Origin of the sequence: Bradyrhizobium sp. WYCCWR 13022 (assembly GCF_030435535.1) — a bacterium.
Lineage (GTDB): Bacteria > Pseudomonadota > Alphaproteobacteria > Rhizobiales > Xanthobacteraceae > Bradyrhizobium.
Map to the genome: position 1 here is coordinate 1 of NZ_JAUIZJ010000040.1, position 21,488 is coordinate 21,488.

Here is a 21,488-nt window from a genome sequence, read left to right on the forward strand (position 1 = left end):
CTGGTGATCTGTGATGTGTCGGCCGGGCACGCGAGTGATTCCTCTTGGCGGAAGAACCACTTGCATAACCCCGCCGGCCGCGATCACCAGTCGGCGCGGTCCTCCTCGGGATCGCGCCGACGCTGGGCTCGTAACTCCGGTCGGGCTACGCCCTCCCTACGTCACGAGCCCAGCGAAACTCTCTCACCTTGATTGACGCTGCCTTCCATCCTGATCGCCGCGCGACAAGCTGACGCGGAGCCTTCGCATAGCGCAGTGCCAGATCCCGGCAGGTGAAGACGAACCCGAACGGGGTCTTCCATCCGAGCTGGGAGTGTGGTCGCGCGTCGTTGTAATCGGCCCGCCGGCACCCAGGCACGACACGGGCCTGGGCAGGGACGTAAACAGCGGCTCGCCCCGCAGCTGGCCATTGAAGTCTTCGATGCGCATTCTGCATAGGCTTGCCGGGCCCCATTTAGTGCCAGGCTAGGCGGCTCTGATCAGCCCACGACATGATGCCATTGCTGTCGGCCTCGCTGTTGTCGTTGACCACCATCTTGGAGTTGCCGCGCTCAATGGAGTTAAATCGGTTGCGCGATCAGCGGTTCGGACGCTGCAGACAGCCTGCGCGGCGGACGTAAGTCCGGTTCGCCGGCGGGGCGGAAGGCAAGCGGGGACCTAGCTGATCGAGAGATCGAGAAGCTCACGCTCAAGAAGCTCCAGCACGAGCAGTTCGGACAGTCCTCCGGAGCGAGGCGCATTGCTGGACTGGCTCGAGCTGCAGCTCGCTGGCCTGGAGGAAAAAGCTGGGCAGTCCAGACCGGTCTCAGGTGGCTGCGGACAAGATGGCGGTGCCATCGTTCGAGCGCCGCAAGCCAGCCCGCCGGCCACTGGCGGAGCATCTCCCACGGGAACGCATCGATCTATGCGCCACCTGCGATCTGCCCATGCATGCCTCCGGGCTGGGAATTGTCTGAGCCGTATCCTGGCGCGCTTTGGATAGCCAACGAGCCACCCTAGGCGGTATGCAAACAAAGCTTCGGCAACTTGCCACTTCATCGTCGGCCCCGCGATAGGAGTGCTGCGGTACAAACAAGCCCGCGAACCGCGCATGTCGGTCATCCACTCTGCCGAGCGTGGCTTTCCTCAAACAGACCGGAGCACCTTGTTTCTAAGCAGAACGTCGCCCTCAATCTCTCGCGGATACAGAGTAACCACTTCGAACGCGGGAAGGAGGTCAAGGATGGAGCGCAGTGAAAGCTGGCCTTCGTACAGTTCGCGGTCACTATACTCGGTGTAGATGAACCGTGTTCTGCCCAGGGTTTTCTGACCGCCAGCGATTACGTCCGACTCAGCTCCTTGAACATCCATCCAGATTAGATCAACAGGGCCGCTGAGACCAGCTTCGCCGCTCCAGTCATCCAGTCGCTGGGTCTCGACCAGAATCGAGTCATCAAAGCGAACCCAATCATATTCTGAAAGGTGATTTTTGGGTCTACGTATGGAGCCCGATAAGTCCCACCCCCTCGCATCTCCGTCCCCATTGCTCGGATGAAACTCGATGGTACCGTTTCGATCACTGATGGCGAGCTGCATGAGCGCCACGTTGGGTCGAGCCAGACGCTTATTCTCCTTGAAGCGAGCTATTGCGCGAGGGTCAGGTTCAAAGCAGTATACGCTGGCGTCTGGACACAGCTCAAGAAATCGCTGTGTGTCGCTACCATCATTGCATCCAATGTCCAAGATAACCGGGCATGTGACCCGAAGATGAGAAACGATCTTCTGGTGTATTTCCAGTGTAGGTAACGACTCTAGCATCTGTCCTTATCCTTTTCGTTGCGATGTGTGTTAACCGGTGGAACCAGGAGCCTGGGAGGTGCTGGCGGGTTGCTCAATAAGGGCACTCGTCGAGTAACGAGTAACAACGTTGAGAGGGCAATGGCAGCTCTGTTGCGAGGCTCTGGCGGATCATTGACCGGGGTAAGTAGCCTTTGGCTCAGAGCCGCGTTCACAAGTGGAAATTGCGAGGTCGAGGAAACGGTGCGGCTACCCGAGAGCACGCGATCGGAGGCGAGACAGGCAACCCTATGGTTGGATAGAGCGTCCACAATCGGTGAGATCTGGCCAAGCAGTAGGCAAATAGGAGCGTATCAACAATCGTGTTTCCGGTAGCGTTCTGCGCCCTAATATTCATTGAGGGATCTCTATTTGCGAGCTCGCACCGAGCTGCTGCTTACTATTGCGCGGCCCACCCTCGGCTGTACAATCGATTTCAATGATGGGCTATATTTGGCTAATGGATAGTTGGCCTCCAGAGGCCAGCGAAAAGGTCATTTAAATACAACACACGCGCAATCACCGTCCGATGGTGGCGCCTGGGGTCTGGCCGCGTGCTGCCGGGCGTACGGGGCCACCCGCACTCGCGATGATTATGGTCATTCAAACTTAGGTGGGGACCCGATGCCCTGCCCTCTCTAAGTTGATGTGCGACACCACGATGGCACGTCACTTACAAAGATGGCATCAATGGCCGTTGACATACTGCCGAGTGAACGGCTCCGGTGCTCGGTTTCAAGACCTATGTTCATACCAACTTGTGCACCGTGCAGGCCGCCGCGCCATGACAGGGTGCGAGATGACGGCCATAACGGCTGCAACTAATAGCTCAGAGCCGCATTAAAGGTCTCTCGGTCGAGCTCGCCCTCGGACGAGGCAACGATCACGCAGGCCACGCCGTTGCCACAGAGGTTGGTCAACGCGCGGCATTCGCTCATGAACTTGTCTATGCCCAGCACGATGGCCATGCCCGGCACGAGCCGTGGATCTACGACCGCGAGCGTCGCCGCCAGCGTGATGAAGCCTGCACCGGCGATGCCAGAGGCCCCCTTCGAGGTCAGCATCGCCACGAGCAGGATCGTGAGTTGCTGGCTGAACGTCAGATCGTAGCCGAGCGCCTGCGAGATAAAGAGCGTCGCTAGCGTCATGTAGATGTTGGTGCCGTCGAGATTGAACGAATAACCCGTGGGCACCACGAGGCCGACCACCGATTTTGAGCAGCCGAGACGTTCCAGCTTCTCCATCAAGGACGGCAGCGCGCTCTCCGAGGACGAGGTGCCGAGCACGATCAGCAGCTCGTCCTTGATGTAGGCGAGGAACTTGAAGATCGAGAAGCCGGCAAGGCGCGCGATAATGCCGAGCACCAGGAGCACGAATAGGGCCGCAGTGACGTAGAAGGTCGCGATCAGGCCCATCAAATTGAGGATCGCGCCGGTCCCGAACTTGCCGATCGTGTAGGCCATCGCGCCGAAGGCGCCGACCGGCGCCGCGCGCATTACGATCGAGATCACGCCGAACACCGCATGCGCGGCATCATCGATGAAGCTGCGGATCAAATGGCCGCGTTCGCCGAGCCCCAGGATAGCGAAGCCGAACAGGACGGAGAACAGCAGCACTTGCAGGATCTCGCCTTGCGCGAAGGCGCCGACCACGGTGTCGGGAATGATGTGCAGGATGAAGTCGACCGACTTCTGGCCTTCGGCCTGCTTGGCGTAGTTGGCGACCGCCTGCGCGTTGGCCGCCGCACTGCCGAAGCCCGCGCCCGGCCTCACGACATTGCCGATGATGAGGCCGATGATGAGCGCGAAGGTGGAGACGACCTCGAAATAGACCAACGCCTTCACGCCGATGCGTCCGACCTTCTTGGCATCATGGATATGGGCGATGCCGGAGACGACGGTGCAGAAGACGATCGGAGCGATCACCATCTTGATCAACTTGATGAAGCCCTCGCCCAGCGCCTTGATCCAGTCATTAGTGGCCAGGTGCGGCCAGCGCCAGCCGACGATGCCGCCGAGAGCAATTGCCGCCAAAACCTGGACATATAGCATTTTATGTGAGCGGGCTCCGGCACGCGGCTGCTCGGCGCGCCCGACGCCTCCAATGGGTTTGGTCATGTCTCCATCCTTCCTGGCGATCGGCTCCCAGTGTGCAGAACGAGCTTTGGCGTTGGCAGCGCCAGTGAGGCATAGTGGCCGGCATGTTATTGGGGCATGTGGGCGTGCTCAGGAAGGCGGCTTAAGCGGTTTCGCCTCAGGCCGATCCCGAGTTCATTCGAGTATTTTTAGGCTGTCGTGGATCAAACCAAAAAGAGCCAGCGATTGAGCTGTTTTTGCGCAGCCTCGTCGCCACCGGTCAGCGGGCAATAGCTGCCTTACACGCTCCCAGTCTAGGTGATCCAAAATCACGACCTTCATCTCCCAGTCGCAGCGTTCCGCCAAGAGGGTCTGTGGGCGTAAGCGCAGGTACTTCACTATTTCACGTTCCTGCATCCAATGTCTAAGGGCGCCTCGCTAGAGAAGACTGCGTTCTTCTTCGAGATCGATCAGGCTGCGTGGCGCATGATAGTAACGGGATGAGGAATCTGGTTATTCCCGGGCATCTGGATCATGCAGACGAAGTGTGCATGCGGACCTCCCCTATTCTCGTGAGCTTTGCCCTAAAAGAGCAAACTGCGTGCCACGAGTGTTACTGTTCAAGGAGAGCCTTATTATTGCGGAGACCATGGGGTGCGTAAACGCAGCCGATTGATTGCGGGTAGCAAGACGACTAATTGTGCAAGAGCTCTGGTAACGGTGGCCGGGCGGCGATCGTCTCACATCATTCACCATCTGGATGTGTCGCATCAATACAACCGATTGTACCAATCTGGAAAGATGAGCAAAGACGAGGAACGGAACGGCGGAATTGTCGCATTCGTTGCAATGATTACGTCAGTTTCGTCGGAGGGTGCACCAATCGGTCGGGAAGCCTTCGAGCCCGATCGGGTCAGCCCAACTGGCGCTCCGCGGGTCGTAAATCGCATGCCGAGGCATCATGTTTCATTGCTCAGCACAATCAACCGAGTGTAGTTCGCAGGCGCTCAAAGGAGCGCCGCGAGACCTAAGCCTTGATTTTGCTAAAGGCATGCTCATCATCTTGGTGATCATCGGACATTTGATACAATACGTTATTTGTAGAAATAACGAATATTGGCATTCGCCTTACTTCAAGTTCATCTACATGTTTCACATGCCGCTCTTCATGGCGATAAGCGGCTATTTGTCCCACGGAGCGCTAGTTTACAAGTCGCTGTCGCGCAGCGTCGCTGATCGTGTGAAGCAATTGTTGCTGCCGGCGCTATTTTGCGGCACGCTTCTCGAAGCAATCAAGTTGGGGGCGTTCAAGCTAGCTACGGGGTCAGTGCCAACAAGCCTGCGTGATGTACTGTTTGACCTTGCGAAGGAGCTAGTAGGCTCATATTGGTTCATTTGGACCACATTTGCCTCATTCCTCGTCATGAGGAGTCTTTTCGCGTTGTGCGGCCGGGTATCGGCCTGGGTGATTGGCACGTCAGCGATCTTTGTTGCCCTCACTCCGTTGACAGTTTCGATAGTGCCATTGGCGCGATACACTTACCCATTCTTTTGCCTTGGAGTCGTGTTCGCTCATTCGAAGGAATGGCGGACGGCCATAATCTCACGATACAAATCGCTCTTGATGGTCTTGCTTAGTGGAATGGCTTGTGCGTGCTATTTCAACTGGAACAAAACAACCTACGCCTACAACAACCTAGTACTGGTTCACGATACAAAGCAAGTGTTGCTTATGTTTCTTGGCTCTGCATCTGCCTCGGCAATTGCAATGGAAGTGTTGCTGCAGGTCTGGCGCTTTGGCTGTTCTAGTCGCGTGGTTCTCTTCGTTGCGGTAGGTCTTGGGCAGCGTACGCTGGTCCTTTATCTGATCCAGGGCGCCGTGTTCCGCTTGATGGACTTTATTTCGTTTGAAAGACCTTTCGAGCTATCAGTTAGAATCGCAATCGCTGCGGCGCTAGGGGCGGGAATTGTTGTCATCGCCGCAGCGATTCAGTGGATTGTGCGCGGCCTTCGAAGGATCTGGGAGTGTCGCCGGAGCGCTACTCGGATCGCTATTGGCCGTGTGGCCTCCGTTTGGGACAGAAGCGTTTAGCGTCGTGACGCCAGATGTGCCATCTTCGAACGCTTCCTGACCGATGGTCGCATCGAGCTCGACTCCAACATCGTCGAGCGCGCCATCAGGCCACAAACAATTACGAGAAAGAATAGTCTGTTTGCCGGCAGCGACGGCGGCAGACGAACCTGGGCGACCATCGCGACACTGTTGCAGACAGCGAAGAAGAACAACGTCGATCCGCTCGCTGGCTTGCTCTCACGCTTCAGCGTATCGCCAACGGCTGGCTGAGCAGCGAAATCCACGCCCTTATGCCATGGAACCACGCCATCTGACGGCCTCACCCTGCCGCTTACACTTGTGCCGTGGTTGGACACGATCATTCCTGGCTTGTCGCGTCGCTCGACGATCGCCGTCAGTTCGCGGGCGACGCGCCATCCTGAGATCCACTGGAGAACCTGTCTTGCACAAAGTCCAGCGACGGCTCGCGTTGGGCCACGCCTCGACAAGGGTCGTGGCACGGTCCCACGGCTTTGTGGCGAGCCCGCCGCTGGCGGACGGGGGGCCTTTCCCGCGATAAAAGTCACTAGATCCGGTTAGTTGCCGGGGCTCTCCCTCGCTGCCGCGGCTCGGCTAGTGCCGGCTATTCGGCTCGTGGATCGCTCAACCAGCCCCGCAGAGCCGTGCGCATGGTGACAGGAGCTAGCGCGATCATCCACTCTTACCCGACCTATCTGAAACCCACTTGGTAGCCGCACACACCTGGTGGATTAAATCGAAAACCGTACGCGAGCTCCAGGGGATATCAGAAAGATAAGAGAGACGAATTCGCGGCTGAGCAAGTTAAATAGCGTCCCATTTGCAGGAGATGCTCGCGCCTGATCGCTGTAAGGTAGACACACATGAATGGATCACCGCACCACGATAAGCTCGTGAGAGCCGAGCGATGCAGCGCACTAATCCAGACTCAACTCGTCAAAACGCGATGTCGTGACGGCAGGCGCAGAGCTCGTGTGGTCCGCGGGGCACCATGCTTTGAGAGTTGCATAATGTGACGCTTGTGATTGGGCAAGCCAGACGAGATACAGACATCAAATGCGATCGCGAAACCGCCAAATCGGGTTAGGGGGGCTCAAGCTCTATTTGCGCCCTTCCCTTCAAGGGTGAACGAGATGCAGCATCCTGCCCGGGGGGCGACGAATTTACCGAGATGTTGTGGAATACGGGAACGACCCCGCACGTTCCAATCCACATGGAACACGAGAGAATTGCACTGGCCCGATAGCGAAGGTTTGTCGTTGCCCACGACTGCTGCTTCGGGCGCAGGCCCCCTGAAGGGCGGATCACTAGCTAATGCCATCATCAATGGCGTGGTTACGAGAGGGATAATAATAGAGAGCCATCGAGTTAGGACCCTGATTAGCGCCGGTGACCGAGAGGCAAGCCAAGTTTTCGCGCCTTCTGACGCAGCGACCCAACGGTACGCTTTGTAAGCTTTGCAATTTGAATGACCGGTGTTTTGGCCCTTGAATGGGCGCGGAGTTCCTTCACGTCCGCTCTACTGTACTCGCGTCGCGCAATCTTCTTTTTTACCTGTTTTGCCATACTTGCTCCGGTGTCCTATTTACGCGAACAATATCAGGAAGGCACCGGTCTTGCCAAGGCTTACAAGCACTTCTGGGATGCATTCGCTAGTCGGCGGCCGTGCCAGCCTCATTCGTGAAGAGCGGCATGTCTTCGGCGGCATCTTTTATCGCCACCCCGGGGGAAGCGCCTGAATGTGCCAGCGTCGCATTTGCATCATCAGCAAGGATTGATCCGCGAACAGTCGGGACTTGCGAGCGCATGATGGATCGGGAGTATCTGTTCGCAGTCGCATCAACCGTTCCTCTCGCTTGAAAGCAAGTGAGCCTGTATAGCGCGACAATCTGGGTGGGGAGCTTCCACCCTAATTGCCGCGCGGCATGAGCCTGAGAAATCGGGGCGCAGCGAACGTGTTGATCTCCCACGCAAGTTAGGCGGCGCAGTGTCGAGCATTGTAAGCGAACTATCCATCACTTCGGGTGCAAGCTATGGTTGTTCTCACTTAGCCGGACGTGACCAAGCGCAGCGTTGGATCGGTAGCACCGGAATTATTCTCTGAGCAGTTCGCGCGCCGGGCATCCGTCGGATCAGGACCAGAAAAGCTCAGGGGATCGTCTGAACTTGTGGGCACCCGGCAGCGGCCATGCTTCATTGCCTTGCCAAAGTACGGTTCTTCGATTTCACTGTATGTCCCTTTGAGAAGCGGCACTCCTCGTTCGTTGGGGAAGCGTAGTGAATAAGGCCGGCGCGGTAGGCTTCTCTGATTGCCACAGTGCGCGTACTTGTACCCATCTTTCGCATAATGTTCTTCATGTGGAAGTCGACTGAATTCCCGCTGATGTGGAGGAGCCGGCCGATATGCCAGGAAGACCTGCCTTCCGCCGCGTGCAAGAGGATCTCTTTTTCACGTGGAGTGAAAGTAACATTCAGATATCGGTTCTCATCTGGTAGGGGCGCGATAAGGCCATAACCGATGTGGAATTGAGAGGCCAGTGCGGCGAGGTGAAGTAAGGAGCCTTTCGGATCAGCCCGATCGCTTTCGGAGGCAAACAGCGCCACGGATACATGGCCCTGCGCTGCGAAAAGGGGAACGCTTATGCCGCGCTTAAAGCCCGCTATTTTGTAGAAATCCAGTGCGCGTTGCTCTTCTGGCAGCAATCGACATCGTGCAGACAGCTCCTCCCAGCATATTGGGCGTGAAAAACGCCGTGATCGATGAATTGCGGGGTCTATATTGCCGTATTCGTGTTCTGCGTAGGGCTTACTCCAGTGGGATGGAAAGTTCGAGGCGATCATGGGGGCAGGACTTTCACGAAGGCGTTTGGGCGGGGCGTATGTTACTGCCGCATATGCTACTGAACCGAAGCCCAGCTTTCCTGCTTTGCTTACCAGCATTTGGAACAGAGGTGAAAGCGACTGCGTGTTGGCTGCGCAATTGATCAAGTCGTAGTTCATAGCTGCCACGCGATGGGTTCATGCTTGGGGAGTTGATTGCGGGGTAGACGAGCGGTCCGACTGATATCGACTGTCATCCGTCTCCCGGTGGCCGCCGAGATGAGGACCAGCGGGCTTGGTTGTAGGTCCTCACTCCGAGACGGTAGTAGCGACTGCCTTTCTTGGCGCTTTGGCATAAGACTGGGTGCGGGCGGTGGCGTCGCTCCTACGGTGTGATGCGCCGCTTGTTCCGACTCGTGCAGGACGAGCGGGATGTATCCGGCGGACCGGCGCTGCGGAAGCCGGCGAGCAAAACTAACGACGTGCTGCCTAAAGGCCCTGCTTTGTTTAAGGCGCGTGCGGCGTCCACATAGGCTCGGATGAACGCAAAGACGTAACTTTTTAGGTAATCGCGAGGTCAGCGTCGCGCGGTTGTCGTGAGCATTCACAACTCTATGACCGGGTTTGACGCGCTTTCTTGCGGTGTTCCTATTGCGTATGCGCCGCTGTTCGGTGTCTGAGTGGGGACAAGCTACGAAGCCATTGCTCATGTGGATCTCCAACGCTTTTATGCTCGGTGAGCAAGTTGCGTGCCGCTGGGTCGACCAGCTGCATGCAGGCGCCATGTTACGATTGTTGTTAAGAATGCCGTGGTGATGCGCGTGCTTAGGAGCACAATAGAACTAGCGGGTAATGCACAGCTGATGGGCGAGAGCGGTGACTTCTGTTCTTGAAGATGGAAGTCTTCGCTTGTGATCGCGAGCAGGCGATCACAATGAAACAGGGACTATGGGTCAGCCGAAATGGCCCAAGGGGTATCGATCGGATGCCACGCGAGCGCAGTTGCCCAGAGCTCGCTAACTTCCTGAGGAAATCCGTTATCGCTTAGGAGCGGCTCTGGCCGAGAGACCCTGACCTAAGCGGCACGTTTGAATCAGGTGTGTTGATTTGGGTTCCGTTCTCAAAAGACGATCGCCGATCTTCGGGCATGACAGTCGGGCGCGCTGCAATGTTCTATCGTGAGATCTCTTGGCCGCCGCATGCCCGGGCTAAGCGTGGTGCCCGCTCTCAGCGGTATCGAAGGCACCGTCAAGCGGCTAATAACACCAGCGTATACGGTGCTCAGATGCGGCGATTTACGCCGTCTAGCGAGGCCTTGCTTTAGCGGAATATTGGGAGGTAAGCGTCTTGTCAGTCACTCTGCTGAGCCAAGACAAATTGTGAGAGATCAACGCTAGTTATGGAGCGATCTAAAACAAACAGTTGTTGGGACCCAAGGGGCTCTCGCTTTAGCTCATTCAAGTCAGCCGAGCACGGCTGGCGCGGTGAGGTGTTTCGTTTCAGACGAGGAGCACAGAGGTGTGCCCCCAAAAAAACGTCGCATGCGCGCTATCCAACGCCTCTGTACGAAAAGGGACCCGGCTCGGCCGGCCCACCGTCCTCGGCCGCTCGTTTCGCTCCTGATCTCAGCGGTGACTACCGCTTGCGCGAATGCCATCGCAACCGTACCTCGGCTGGCCTCGCTCCCCGGGAAATACAAGGATGGTTGCGGAACGGTGGTCATGGCCGGTGGGCTCGCTTCGAAGGAAATGCCAGAAGAGCGTTCCGTGGTCGGGCTGCCTGTCCATCGCATGGAATTTATCTAGTCTTGGCCAGAACTCGACGCTCATTTGGCAACTTACTTCTATGCGACGGCATGCAGGGCAGTGAGTTCATCTTGTCGCCTCTCAGCGTGTCCCCCTCTTCTCTCTTGGTTAGTCGAGGCACGGCTCTTGCTGCCTACAAAGAAGCATCACCATCCCGCCTCCCTTGTGGTGATGTTAGGGGCGGGTTCGGCACGACCAGCTGCTGCCGGACCGCCCCGACGATCGTAGACGATAACAGATGAGAGTGGGCCTTAGGCCAACCTATTTGTGATTCGCGGCACGTGCCGTGCAAAGCGCTGTGTCCTTGCTGCATGGTCGCAGTTCGCTCCATGCTCCGTGACGCCGAACGTCTTGTGATCTGCGAGAAGATGGCGCGTTTAGCGGTGGATGATCGAGCCGTTAATCCGCGCGCAAGGGGCTGGTTCGCGAGCTCGCTTTGCAGGGGTGCCAAAGGACCGCTTGTCGGGTCTCAAACGAGGGCTCGTTGATGGAGCCGAATCGACTTGTTCTCTCGGCGATCTCGAAGCGCTGTCTGCCGTTGTGTTAGGTAGGAGCATGGGTATTGTGGCATGCCGTCGCTCATCCTCGCGGCTGCCTTTGATTGCCTCGATCAGAAGCGAAGTGTCCGCTGGTTCGCTTCAACAGAGTAGAAGCTTGTAGTGCAACGAGTAGCTGTTACGTTCTGTTACTCGAAGAACTGTGCTGCTTCGAGGACCTCGCAGCAAGTTCCTGATGGACCGTACTCGTTCGTGCGGCCCAATCAGTGGGACGTGGAGTTACGGTCTCGATTGGGCGCGTGATGATGTAAGAGCCCAGAGCCGCGCGACGATGCGTGGGGCAAAATTGATGCTCTCCCTTGCGCCTCAACCCAAAAGCGCTGACACTCAGCCTGGCTCGAGTCTAATTGGGGCCGGCCTTGGAGTTCTGCAGCTACGAGATCAGCGACAAACTCTTATGATTTGCGACCAATTCGAGATCGTGTTCCGTGGCGTGGTGTAGCTGAGTGCGGGTCACCGCGTTCGCCGGCATGGGCCGGATCGGTCGCTGGCGATTGCCGGGAAGCTGACGGCGGGATCATCGCCCAACGGGGCGATGGTTTCCAGTGTCATGTAGCGGCCGCGCTGGACCGCCCACTCGTCGTTCTGGTCGAGCAGGATCGCACCGACGAGGCGTCGATGGCGTCTTCATTGGGGAAGATGCCGACCACTTCGGTGCGGCGCTTGATCTCGCCATTGACCCGTTCGAGCGGATTGGTAACCGGTATGAGAGTTCTCGGTGCCAACGTTCCGCTGCGGTGTTCGACATCGTGGCGTATGGTGCGACCATCGGGACAGAGGCACCGGGAGCACGAAGGTGCGGGCAGGCCGATACACACGATGAGCCGAGAGCTCGTGTTAGTAGCTGGCCGCCTCTGCGACTTGCCCGGTTGCGCCGTGAGCGCGAGTCCGTAGTTGTCGTGTCGCCCGCCGCTCCCGCAATAATCAACGGAAGGGAGGACGCGCAGATGCGACGCGTGATTGGTATCGATGTTCACCGAACCTTCGGCGAGGTGGTAATCTGGAAAGACGGCATCCTTCGACATGCGGGCCGGGTCGACATGACCCGGGCCGCCCTTGAAGGATGGGCAAGAGTCTGCGGTCGACCGACGAAGTGGTGATCGAGGCGACTGGAAATAGCATGGCGGTGTCGCGGGTGCTGACGCCATTCGTGGCGCGGGTGACTATCGCCAATCCGTTGCAGGTGAAGGCGATCGCTCAGGCGCACGTCAAGACTGACAAGATCGACGCCGGTACACTCGCCAGCCTGCAGGCGGCGGGCTCCCTGCCGCAGATCTGGACGCCTGATGCGGAGACCGAACGCAAGCGCAGGCTGGTGGCGCGGCGCTACCAGGTCGTGCGGCATCGCACGCGGCTCAAGAACGAAGTGCATTCGATCCTGAATGCGCACCTGATCCCAAAGTGCTCGCATGCCGATCTTTTCAATGCCCGCGGCCGGGCGTGGCTGGCCGCTCAACAGTTTCCGGACGATGAGCGCGCGGCGATCGATCGGCACGTTCGTGAGCTCGACCGGCTGGCGGAGGACTTGGCCCTGCTCGACCGCGAGATCGCGCAGGACGCCATCGACGATTCCGCGGTCAACAGAGTGATGACGATCACCAGCGTGAATGTGACAGTCGCTACCGGGATCGTGGCGGCGATCGGCGACATCAGCCGGTTCAGCAGCCCGCAGAAGCTGGTGAGCTATTTCGGGCTGAACCCGAGGGTGCGGCAGTCGGGACTGGGAGCCGCCCATCACGGTCGAATCAGCAAGATCGGCCGCAGTCACGCATGCGCCATACTGGTTGAGGCGGCCTGGGCAGCGGCCAAGGCGCCCGGTCCACTGCATGCGTTTTTCGTGCGCATCCGTGCGCGGCGTGGCCACCAGATCGCCGCGGTCGCCGTGGCTCGGAAGCTCACTGTGCTCTGCTGGCATTTGTTGACAAGGGGCGAAGATTACCTGTGGGCCCGCCCAGCGATGGTCGCCAATAAGACCCGCGCGATGCAACTTCAAGCCGGACATCCGCAACAGAAAGGCAACCGGCGTGGACCAGCCTATACCTGCAACATCAAGGCGCTGCGCGATGGCGAGATGTCGATTGCCGCCCAGGCGGAGCGAAGCTACGAACGGTTCATGTCGCAATGGAAAGCGCGGCGGCCAAAAACCGGCGCGCGGGCGCCTCAGTTCGGCAAGACAAAATAGGGCAGTCCGGTGACGCTTGCAGCCGACGCGTCACGCTTCGCCACGAGGTCGCCCGCGCCCAACAATCATAATCGCAGCTGACGGCAACTTCCAGCCGGGCCAGTCCCGTTCCACGCAGCCGCCGTGCTCGGGCGGATCATGGCCAAGCCTTGCGGTAGCCGCAAATGCGGCCAGCCTTGACCGCCCCTGCGCGCGGCGGCTGCGTGATCGGTGGCCGGGACGGAAGAATGACCCGCGCGACCGAACAAAAGAATGGACTTACAGCGATTTTCGCAGTCGTCGTCTCGGTCTGAAGAAATCGCTTGTCCATCTCATCCGTCGAGTGCAGCTTGGCGCGATGCGCGGCTGGGAAGCTCATGTAGGCGAGCACGTCGGTTTCGGCCTCGTCGAGGAAGGCGGCGAGCTTCGGGAGCTTGGGGCGGAGCTGGTCGGTGATGCGCCGCCATTGCGCCCGCGCCTCCTCGGCATGGTCCTGGGCAAAGGCGGTGGCGATGAAGGAGGAGACGACGCGCCGGCCGCTCTTGCCGGCATGCGCCAGCGCGTTGCGCATGAAGTGCACGCGGGGGTCGTTGAAAAAGCTGCAATTGGCTGATTCCGTTCTCGTCGGCGATTCGCGATTGGCGGAGCAAACGAGATGCTGGGGCGCAAGGAGCGGGATCAGTTGGAGCTCTTCATCACTGGCTCGCTCAGACAGCTCGTCCCAGATGAGCACGTGCTGGCACGGGTCGATCGTGTGCTCGACCTATCTTGGCTAAGGGAAGAGGTCTCCGACCGCTATAGCGCGAACGACGGTCGGCCGGGCGTCGATCCGGAGGCCGCGGTCCGCCTGATGCTCGCGGGTCTGCTCACCGGCATCGTACACGATCGCAAGCTGATCCGAGAGGCTCAGGTTAACATCGCCATTCGCTGGTTTGCTGGTTATGGCCTGCATGAGCGGCTACCGCACCATTCCAGCCTGACGCGCATCCGCCAGCGCTGGGGCGAAGAGCGATTCCGTAGGATCTTTAAACGCACGGTCCAGGCCTGTCTGAAGGCCAAGATCGCAACAGCCGAAGTGGTTCACATCGATGCGTCGCTAATCCGCGCCAACGTGAGTTGGGATAGCCTCACCGAGCAGCATGCGGTGGATGTGCTGAGCGAAAATCAAAGCGAAGATGAAAGCGAGGATGAGAGAAAGGGCCGGCAAAGCGGGAAGTACAAAAAGGTCTGCACGACTGATCCCGATGCGACAATGGCTACGAATGCCCGAAACCGGCGGCTGGAACCCGCTTACAAGCAGCACACTGCCGTCGATGACAAGGTCGGTGTCATTCTGGATGTCGCGGTCACGACTGAACAAACGAACGAAGGAGAGATGATCGAGCCGCAAGTCGATGAGATCGAAGCGATTACGGGCATCGACATCAAGGTCGTCACCGCCGATGCGGGCTATGCCTACGCTAAAGTCTACGGCGCGCTCGAGCGGCGCGGCATTGATGCCCTCATCCCAGCTAAAGCCGAACCAATCAAGAGTCGCGTACCGCTCAGACGCTTCCGGTACGATGCCAAGAACGACATCTTGAAGTGCCCGCGAGGACGTATCTTGCGCCCCGCGCGGCCCATCAAGCACGGCCGTTTCTTTTACGCGAAGGCGAAGGATTGCACCCGGTGTCCGCTCAAGCGGGATTGCCTATCCAAAGGGCGGGTTAACAAAGCGGTCGTTGTCGGTGACCATTATCCGGCACTGCTGCGCGCCCGCCGCCGTCGCGAGCGATGGAGTAAGCAGGATCGACATCTCTATCAACGCCATCGCTGGCGCTCAGAGGGATTCCACGGCGAAGCCAAAACTTGGCATGGGCTGGCGCGCGCCGTACGGCGCGGTCTACCGAATATGAAGATCCAGGCCTACCTGACGGCCGCCGCCATCAACCTCAAGCGGCTGGCAACCGCTCTCCTTGCGCTTATTCTGTCTTGGATTGTCCCTCAAAATGCGTTTGCGGCTTCAGATCGCGCCGTAGCGCGGGCTTTGACGCGAGGGCCATGATAGGCCGGTCGCTGCATCGCGCGAATCTATGGGCCACTTCTTCAACGACCCCACGCGGCAGCGCTGCCAGGAGGCGTTGAGCACCTTGGCCACGGTCGCCTTGATCCCCTCGTGGGCGTCGGAGACCACCAGCTTGACGCCGCGCAATCCCCGCCGCGCCAGCTTGTGCAGGAACGCGGTCCAGAACGTCTCGGCCTCGGACGGGCCGATGTCCATGCCGAGCACCTCGCGCCTTCCGTCGCTGTTGACGCCGACCGCGATGATCACCGCGACCGAGATGATGCGCCCGTTCTGGCGCACCTTCACATAGGTGGCGTCGATCCACAGATAGGGCCAATTGCCCTCGATCGGGCGGTTGAGGAAGGCCTTCACCTTGTCGTCGATCTCACCGCACAGCCGCGACACCTGGCTCTTGGAGATGCCGCTCATGCCCTTCGCCTGCATCTGGTCGTCGACCGAGCGAGTCGAGACGCCGTGGACATAGGCCTCCTGCACCACCGCGGTGAGCGCCTTCTCGGCCATCCGCCGCGGCTCCAGGAAGCCGGGGAAGTAGGAGCCTTTGCGCAGCTTGGGAATGCGCAGCTCGACGGTGCCGGCGCGGGTCTCCCAGCTCCGATCGCGGTAGCCGTTACGCTGGACCTGCCGCTCTTGGCTCTTCTCGCCGTACGCGGCTCCGGTCAGGCCCTCGACCTCCAGCTCCATCAGCCGGTGGGCAGCAAAGCCGATCATCTCGCGCAACAGATCAGCATCGGGGATCTTCTCTACGAGCGTGCGCAGGTTCATCATGTCGTCGGTCATCGGTGGTTCCTCGAGTCAGGTTGGCTGTCGCAATCCAAACCTTACCGACGAATCATCGGTGACCACTCGCAAAGCCGCTCGCTCGCTACAGCGCTATGGGGGAGCGCGCGTCGCGAGCGGCTTTGCTAATGAGCTACACCACTCCCTGGGACACGACCCCACTCTCGTCACTCCGAGATTAAGGAGGTAAGCCAGTTGCGAGTACCGCGTCGGAATCCAACGCCAAAAGGTGTGACGTATGCGCAATGCAAGCAAAGATGGTGTAAATGCTCGCCTCTCAGCGGGTAGTCGCAGGAGCGCCGGCTTGCCCTATCTGCCTCAATCAGGCCGTTTCAGCTGAAACAAGTTGCCTCGACCTGTACAACCCAAGTGGCGGCTGCAAGGTACCTTGCCACCTCATGCGGCAAGGATTCAGGTTGTTGATTTTGCTGGTATGTTGGAACGTGGTACTGTCGATCGAGGTGTGCCAGGAATATCGGAGCACGGTGATCTTCGGGCAGGCGAAGTCCTGAGCGGGAAGTCTGGGCTGGTCGCGCTCGTTTGCGGCTTTGTTCTCTACGTCAGGTTGAATTGCCGAATTCGGAGGGGTAGCTCGAGAAGAAAGCAGTGAGGGCCCGGGTCATACTTGTGTATACCGGAGCGGGCCTATAATCGGAAGTCCGTAGGTTTTGGGCGAGAGCAGTAATCGGCCCTCATCCCGGACCAAGCAGAGCCGTTATAAGGCCGAGAATCTAGGTTTTTTGGATTTGCCATGGTTCTGTTTGAAAGGATGGCACGTGAACGAGCGCTTGCAAGCATCGCAATTGGTGCCGGATCACAACGAAGCAGTGGTGCTGATTGTCGACGACGATGCCTCGATACGGAAGGCTCTTACGAACCTTTTCCAATCGGCGGGTTTGAAAGTGAAGGACTTTGCCTCCGCCGCGGAGATATTAAAAGCGGACCGCCCCGAGGGGCCGAGCTGCCTTGTGCTCGATGTTCGGTTGCCTGGATTGAGCGGTCTCGAGCTGCAATCCGGTCTCGCTAGCGCGAATATGCATACGCCAATTGTTTTCATAACGGGTCATGCGGATGTTCCAATGACGGTACAGGCAATGAAAGGGGGGGCGGTTGATTTCCTGACAAAGCCTTTCCGCGATCGGGATTTGCTTCGCGCAGTCCAGATTGCAATCGAAAGAGATCGACAAAGGCGAGAGCTTGAGAAGATGCGAGCCGGCGTGCGCTCACGCTTTGAAGGTCTGACGCAGCGAGAGCGTGATATTCTGACGCTGGTTGCGTCAGGGCTCTTGAACAAGCAAGTAGCGGGTGAGCTCGGCCTCGCCGAGATCACCGTCAAAGTCCACCGTGGCCAAGCCATGCGCAAAGTCGGCGCTAAGTCGCTCGCCGATCTCATAAGAATGATTGAGTTGCTGGGCCTGTCCCGCTCAAATGGAAACGTGCAAACCTGAGTACGAGCGGCGGCTCTCGGTTGGATAGCGCTGCAGCTAAAGGCTTTCCGCTTATAATGCCTCATCTCATCTCGATCATTGACGATGATCCGTCCGTTCGTGCCGCCACGAACAACCTTCTGTCCTCTCGCGGCTACGACGTTCAAGTGTTTGCATCCGCCCCAGAGTTTCTACGCTCGGAGGTGCTGGCTGCCACGTCGTGTGTAATCGCCGACATCCAGATGCCTTTCATGAACGGGCTTGAGCTGCTACGGCAAATGCGAAACGACGGTCGTCAAACGCCGTTTATCTTCATTACGGCCAATGCAGAGAGATCAGTTCGCGCCCGCGCAATCGAAGCTGGCGGTATTTGCCTTCTCGCTAAACCATTTACCACAATGACATTGATCAACTGCCTCATTGCAGCGCTCGAAGGACTTGACGACACAAGGAAATGAAAGCGACCACTCTTTGCGGAAAGCACCTCAACGGAATTGGTGAGTCTGAGATAATCGCCTGCACTCGCGGTACACGTTACGTCCTAATCGGAACTCTTGCAATTGCGATGCACGCGTGCGTTGACGGAGGCTCCTTGATGTTCAGTGCAGTTAATCTTGGCGGCCAAATCCTGCCGACGCGCTCATCTTACTGCGCAGTTTCAAGTGAAAGCTGTTTCCAGTTGAGGCGCTCGGGCGAAGTCGCACATCGTTGATCATGAAGCGGTCGCCGAACATCTTCGGCGGGTTTAACTCTCGGCCCTGGTCCCTAAAGGCTGAGCGTGGGCGAGTCGTACGCTTCCGGCGTCCGCTTCCTGACTATTGCCGAATAAGGGAGATTCGGTGGGCGGTGCGTCTTGAACGCGAATGCGATGGTTTTCCCCCTAAGGCGAGAAGTGGCCGTCAAGTTCGGAATGTCGGAATGTCGATTAACGTTCACAATTTCGGGGTTGCGGAGACGCGGGGAGCGCGCGTTCGGGCGTGATCTTCTTCCCGACTGTTGAAGCGCCAACTGTCGATTCCGCTTTCGATAATATCCTAATGAAGGTTCAGGTGGTCGAGCGGCGCGGTGGTCATCTTGGTGTGTCCGCAAGGACGCTCGGCCATTCCCGACTACCAGATTGGTGGTCACCAGCACGAGTGCGCTCGTAGGCGACCGATGAGGTGGAACAGGGAGCTGATTACCGGATTGGGCGAATGGCAGATTGCCGAGCTCGTCGAGAACAACGAAGTCCAACCGGGTCAGGTGATCGGCGAGCCGTCTTTGGCGGCCATCGCGGACCTCGGCTCCTAGCCTGTTGAGGAGGTGGACGTCCTTGTAGAAGCGGCCACGGGCGCCAGCGCGGACACAGCTGCGGGCAATTGCGATCGCGAGGTTAGTCTTGCCAGTCCCCGGGGCAACCAGCGTTGGCCGATGTCTAGGAGCCCGATTGAGATCCTCCCCGTTCCATCCGCAATGCGCAGCGTTAGTCGTCGTTGTCACCTTGCAAGCGGCTTGAGGGTGAGACCGATTTAGTTATCAGGCAACCTGATGGGATGTTAACGCTCCTGCCGGCATGGACGGTGCACCACCGCGTCCTTCCGATTGATCCCTGCTCCGCGGCTTGCGGTGGACGGTCGCTGGAGGTGCGCGCTCTTGTCGACGCGGTTTTATCCTCCTCTTAGGGTTATTCGTCCCATTTGTGGGGACGTCGTCGTGGCGAGCGCGTCACCTCACAGGGAGATCGGTTCGAGAGCCCTCCAAGATGCAGCAGCATTCCGATTGAAACTTGCCAGCAACGCTGGAGCTGTTGAAGGAGCTTCCTACCGAATCGCTCACCGACGGGGTGACCGACGCAAACGACATGAGGAGGACAGCGGTGAGCAAGAACACGCCTGAGCACGCTCCTCGCCGGGCCATCGTGCACGTTCGTCAGTCGGCGGACGACCAGGTTATCAACAACCGAGTGGACCGCGCCGGCAGTAAGGCTTAGGTGACGGTGCGCGGCAGCTTGGCTGGAGCGAGGTGAGCGTGATCGACCATGATCTCGGTCGCTTTGGTGGTGGCACCGCGCGTCGCGGGTTCGAGAAGCTGCTCGCCGCATTTGCGAAGGGCGAGTTGGCGCCGTGGTTTTGATTGAGGCCTCTCGGCTGGCCCGCAGGGCAGGCATCGTTATACACTCCTGGATTGAGACCACGAAGCAAAAGGCGCGCAGGAGTGAACTCTTCCATACGATATCTCACGGTCTCTCATGATCGGATCGAGAACGACCTAGCGCGACGGTCAGGGTGAGAGCGTATGTGGAGGCTCCCGAACGTGCGGTGGTTGCCCCGTGCAAATTCGCCCCCGGGGGGAACGGAGGAGAAGGCCGGCCGTGGAGCTGGCCGGGGTTGCGCAATGACCGGCTCCTTTCGTTACTAGGCATTTGCGACGTCGTCAGTTCGTGCTGTGCTGACGGCCGATGCAAGCAGCAGCGCGTTCGCCTGCTCGTTTCGCGAAGAGTTAAGGCGACGCTGAAGGGTTAGTAGGACCTTGTAAAATAGAGTATCCTGCGTGCAGTTTGGACAGAAGCTCGCTGCTCATCCGCCATGGTTCGGCTCCGCATCATGTTTGAAGTGCGACGGTCACACTAATGACGGGAACGATCAAGCTACGTACTCCTTCCCGGGTATTCAAAGCTCGAAGACCGCTGTTTTGATCGACGCGTCCGTGCTTCGGTAGCGCCAGCGGAAGGCCCGACGAAACGTGCCGCAGGGTGACCGTACCCCCGCCAGAGGTTCGTCAGGATCAATGGAGCGTAGCGTACGTTTGCCTCAGGCGGCAGGGCTCCATTGTCCGTCCCCCGAGTTGACACCCGGATGACGCGTGCCGAGCCACCACCTTCCGGCCGAGCTATTCGGGTCCTAAAACAGGATCAGCGTCGCCATAGCTTAGGAGTAAGACATCATTCTTTGTCCTCGCTCTCGCAGTCGAAGCGATTCTGACGCATGCTATTCAACCTTTCGAACACTGATCGCTCATTCTGGCCATAGAGCTTAATGCCAATGATGACTTCTCGCAGATGTGCTATATTGTAGCGTTTGGTTTGCTCGACCCAGCGGTCGAGCGTAGCATCGTCAAGCGATGGCTCCTTGGCTTTGAAGTAGGCGCGGCGGGTCTGGGCGGACGACATACCAACTTCCATGATGGTGTCAAAGCGAGAAGGGCGATCGACAAAGCGCCTGTCCAGACGGTCAGGGTGGTTGGTGGTCGCAACGTGCAGCACGTTCGCAGTTTGCGCGTTGCCATCGAGCAACGCAAGAAAGTGCTCAGCGCCCCATCTTTCCACGAGCTCGTCCAGATCCTCCATAACCATGACCACGGGCCGCTCGGGCTCAATGCGACGCAGCAGACCGACACACGCGCTAGCCAGTTGCGGGCGATCGATAAAGACAACTACGCCATTATGATCTCGGACAACGACCTGTGTCATTTGTCCGATTGCGCAGGTCTTGCCACTACCGGGAGGGCCCCACAGGAGCATGCCGCGCTTGTGCGTGAAGCCGTACTCGACGTACTCCTCGCGCAGAGCCCAGAACTTGTCGAACTCGACCAAAAGCCTCTCCGCGGCGGTGTCCGGCAAGTTCAAGAGCGTGTCAGTTACAGTCGGCACCTTTTCGAAAAAAACGGTGCAACTATTTTCGCGGCAGCGATAAGCACCTGCTGGCAATTCCAAGGAAGCGTCAGAGACTGGGAGGAAGGTCGTGCCGCTCCGCGCCCACAGCGCAGCATTAAGATGGAATTCGTGATCCATGTACTGGTCCACGCACTCGTCGACGCACTCGTCCACGCACTCGTCCTTGTTCTCGTTTACGGAGAAGGCCTCTTTCATGTACTTCCTCGATTGTTAGATGGAGTGTCAGAGTAAAGGGGTAGCAA

The 21,488-nt window shown here is 58.5% G+C and carries 10 protein-coding genes and 7 pseudogenes; 7 read left to right on the forward strand and 10 right to left on the reverse strand.

Translation table 11 applies throughout. The annotated features are described in order from the left end of the window. Positions 1-145: 145 nt before the first annotated feature. Entirely contained in the window at positions 146-454 is a 309-nt protein-coding gene (locus QY049_RS35315) for an integrase core domain-containing protein (protein ID WP_128929896.1), read from the reverse strand. A gap of 355 nt (positions 455-809) precedes the next feature. Between QY049_RS35315 and QY049_RS39175 the strand changes: the two genes are divergently transcribed. Beyond that, positions 810-956 (forward strand): hypothetical protein, encoded by a 147-nt coding sequence (locus QY049_RS39175; RefSeq protein ID WP_128929895.1) that lies wholly within the window; start codon positions 810-812, stop codon positions 954-956. A gap of 169 nt (positions 957-1,125) precedes the next feature. On the opposite strand, the gene QY049_RS35320 is transcribed toward QY049_RS39175, so the two are convergent. Both QY049_RS35320 and dctA read right to left on the reverse strand, forming a co-directional pair. Beyond that, complete coding sequence (locus QY049_RS35320) at positions 1,126-1,797, reverse strand: FkbM family methyltransferase (protein ID WP_128929894.1); 672 nt, start codon at positions 1,795-1,797, stop codon at positions 1,126-1,128. Between the two features lie 839 nt (positions 1,798-2,636). Then, positions 2,637-3,932 carry a C4-dicarboxylate transporter DctA gene (gene dctA, locus QY049_RS35325; protein WP_128929893.1) on the reverse strand — a complete coding sequence of 432 codons (1,296 nt, stop codon included), beginning with the start codon at positions 3,930-3,932 and terminating at the stop codon, positions 2,637-2,639. Between the two features lie 919 nt (positions 3,933-4,851). Between dctA and nolL the strand changes: the two genes are divergently transcribed. Beyond that, positions 4,852-5,982: a nodulation factor fucose acetyltransferase NolL gene (gene nolL / locus QY049_RS35330; protein WP_128929892.1), complete on the forward strand. Its 1,131-nt coding sequence runs from the start codon at positions 4,852-4,854 to the stop codon at positions 5,980-5,982. Between the two features lie 9 nt (positions 5,983-5,991). Continuing rightward, positions 5,992-6,278, forward strand: a pseudogene (locus QY049_RS35335) (transposase domain-containing protein); the annotation flags it as partial. Between the two features lie 1,897 nt (positions 6,279-8,175). On the opposite strand, the gene QY049_RS35340 reads toward QY049_RS35335, so the two are convergent. Then, complete coding sequence (locus QY049_RS35340) at positions 8,176-8,982, reverse strand: LuxR family transcriptional regulator (RefSeq protein ID WP_128929890.1); 807 nt, start codon at positions 8,980-8,982, stop codon at positions 8,176-8,178. Positions 8,983-11,617: 2,635 nt separating this feature from the next. Then, positions 11,618-11,862, reverse strand: a pseudogene (locus QY049_RS35345) (transposase); the annotation flags it as partial. A 249-nt stretch (positions 11,863-12,111) separates the two neighbouring features. Between QY049_RS35345 and QY049_RS35350 the strand changes: the two are divergent. Next, positions 12,112-13,346: pseudogene (locus QY049_RS35350) on the forward strand (IS110 family transposase). Between the two features lie 301 nt (positions 13,347-13,647). On the opposite strand, the pseudogene QY049_RS35355 reads toward QY049_RS35350, so the two are convergent. Beyond that, positions 13,648-13,908, reverse strand: a pseudogene (locus QY049_RS35355) (transposase); the annotation flags it as partial. A gap of 72 nt (positions 13,909-13,980) precedes the next feature. Here QY049_RS35355 and QY049_RS35360 point away from each other — a divergent pair. Further along, positions 13,981-15,369, forward strand: coding sequence for a transposase (locus QY049_RS35360; RefSeq protein ID WP_128929889.1), 1,389 nt, complete (start codon positions 13,981-13,983; stop codon positions 15,367-15,369). Positions 15,370-15,420: 51 nt separating this feature from the next. On the opposite strand, the pseudogene QY049_RS35365 reads toward QY049_RS35360, so the two are convergent. After that, a pseudogene (locus QY049_RS35365) lies at positions 15,421-16,167 on the reverse strand (IS256 family transposase); the annotation flags it as partial. Positions 16,168-16,943: 776 nt separating this feature from the next. On the opposite strand from QY049_RS35365, the gene QY049_RS35370 reads away from it, so the two are divergent. Together QY049_RS35370 and QY049_RS35375 are read left to right on the forward strand one after the other, a co-directional pair. Then, positions 16,944-17,615: a response regulator transcription factor gene (locus tag QY049_RS35370; RefSeq protein ID WP_164934295.1), complete on the forward strand. Its 672-nt coding sequence runs from the start codon at positions 16,944-16,946 to the stop codon at positions 17,613-17,615. A gap of 56 nt (positions 17,616-17,671) precedes the next feature. Beyond that, a complete protein-coding gene (locus QY049_RS35375) occupies positions 17,672-18,052 on the forward strand; it encodes a response regulator transcription factor (protein WP_128929888.1) in 381 nt (126 codons plus the stop codon). A gap of 474 nt (positions 18,053-18,526) precedes the next feature. On the opposite strand, the pseudogene QY049_RS35380 reads toward QY049_RS35375, so the two are convergent. The 3 genes and pseudogenes from QY049_RS35380 to QY049_RS35390 all read right to left on the reverse strand — a co-directional run. After that, positions 18,527-18,983 (reverse strand): annotated as a pseudogene (locus QY049_RS35380) (ATP-binding protein); the annotation flags it as partial. A 1,004-nt stretch (positions 18,984-19,987) separates the two neighbouring features. Continuing rightward, positions 19,988-20,168 (reverse strand): annotated as a pseudogene (locus tag QY049_RS35385) (transposase); the annotation flags it as partial. A 346-nt stretch (positions 20,169-20,514) separates the two neighbouring features. Further along, positions 20,515-21,441, reverse strand: coding sequence for an AAA family ATPase (locus QY049_RS35390; protein ID WP_237867165.1), 927 nt, complete (start codon positions 21,439-21,441; stop codon positions 20,515-20,517). Between the last annotated feature and the right edge of the window lie 47 nt (positions 21,442-21,488).

Coding starts and splice junctions, on each gene's coding strand:
- QY049_RS35315 (WP_128929896.1), bottom strand. CDS start 454: ATGGGGCCCGGCAAGCCTATGCAGAATGCGCATCGAAGACTTCAATGG.
- QY049_RS35320 (WP_128929894.1), bottom strand. CDS start 1,797: ATGCTAGAGTCGTTACCTACACTGGAAATACACCAGAAGATCGTTTCT.
- dctA (WP_128929893.1), bottom strand. CDS start 3,932: ATGACCAAACCCATTGGAGGCGTCGGGCGCGCCGAGCAGCCGCGTGCC.
- nolL (WP_128929892.1), top strand. CDS start 4,852: ATGTTTCATTGCTCAGCACAATCAACCGAGTGTAGTTCGCAGGCGCTC.
- QY049_RS35340 (WP_128929890.1), bottom strand. CDS start 8,982: ATGAACTACGACTTGATCAATTGCGCAGCCAACACGCAGTCGCTTTCA.
- QY049_RS35360 (WP_128929889.1), top strand. CDS start 13,981: ATGCTGGGGCGCAAGGAGCGGGATCAGTTGGAGCTCTTCATCACTGGC.
- QY049_RS35375 (WP_128929888.1), top strand. CDS start 17,672: ATGCCTCATCTCATCTCGATCATTGACGATGATCCGTCCGTTCGTGCC.
- QY049_RS35390 (WP_237867165.1), bottom strand. CDS start 21,441: ATGAAAGAGGCCTTCTCCGTAAACGAGAACAAGGACGAGTGCGTGGAC.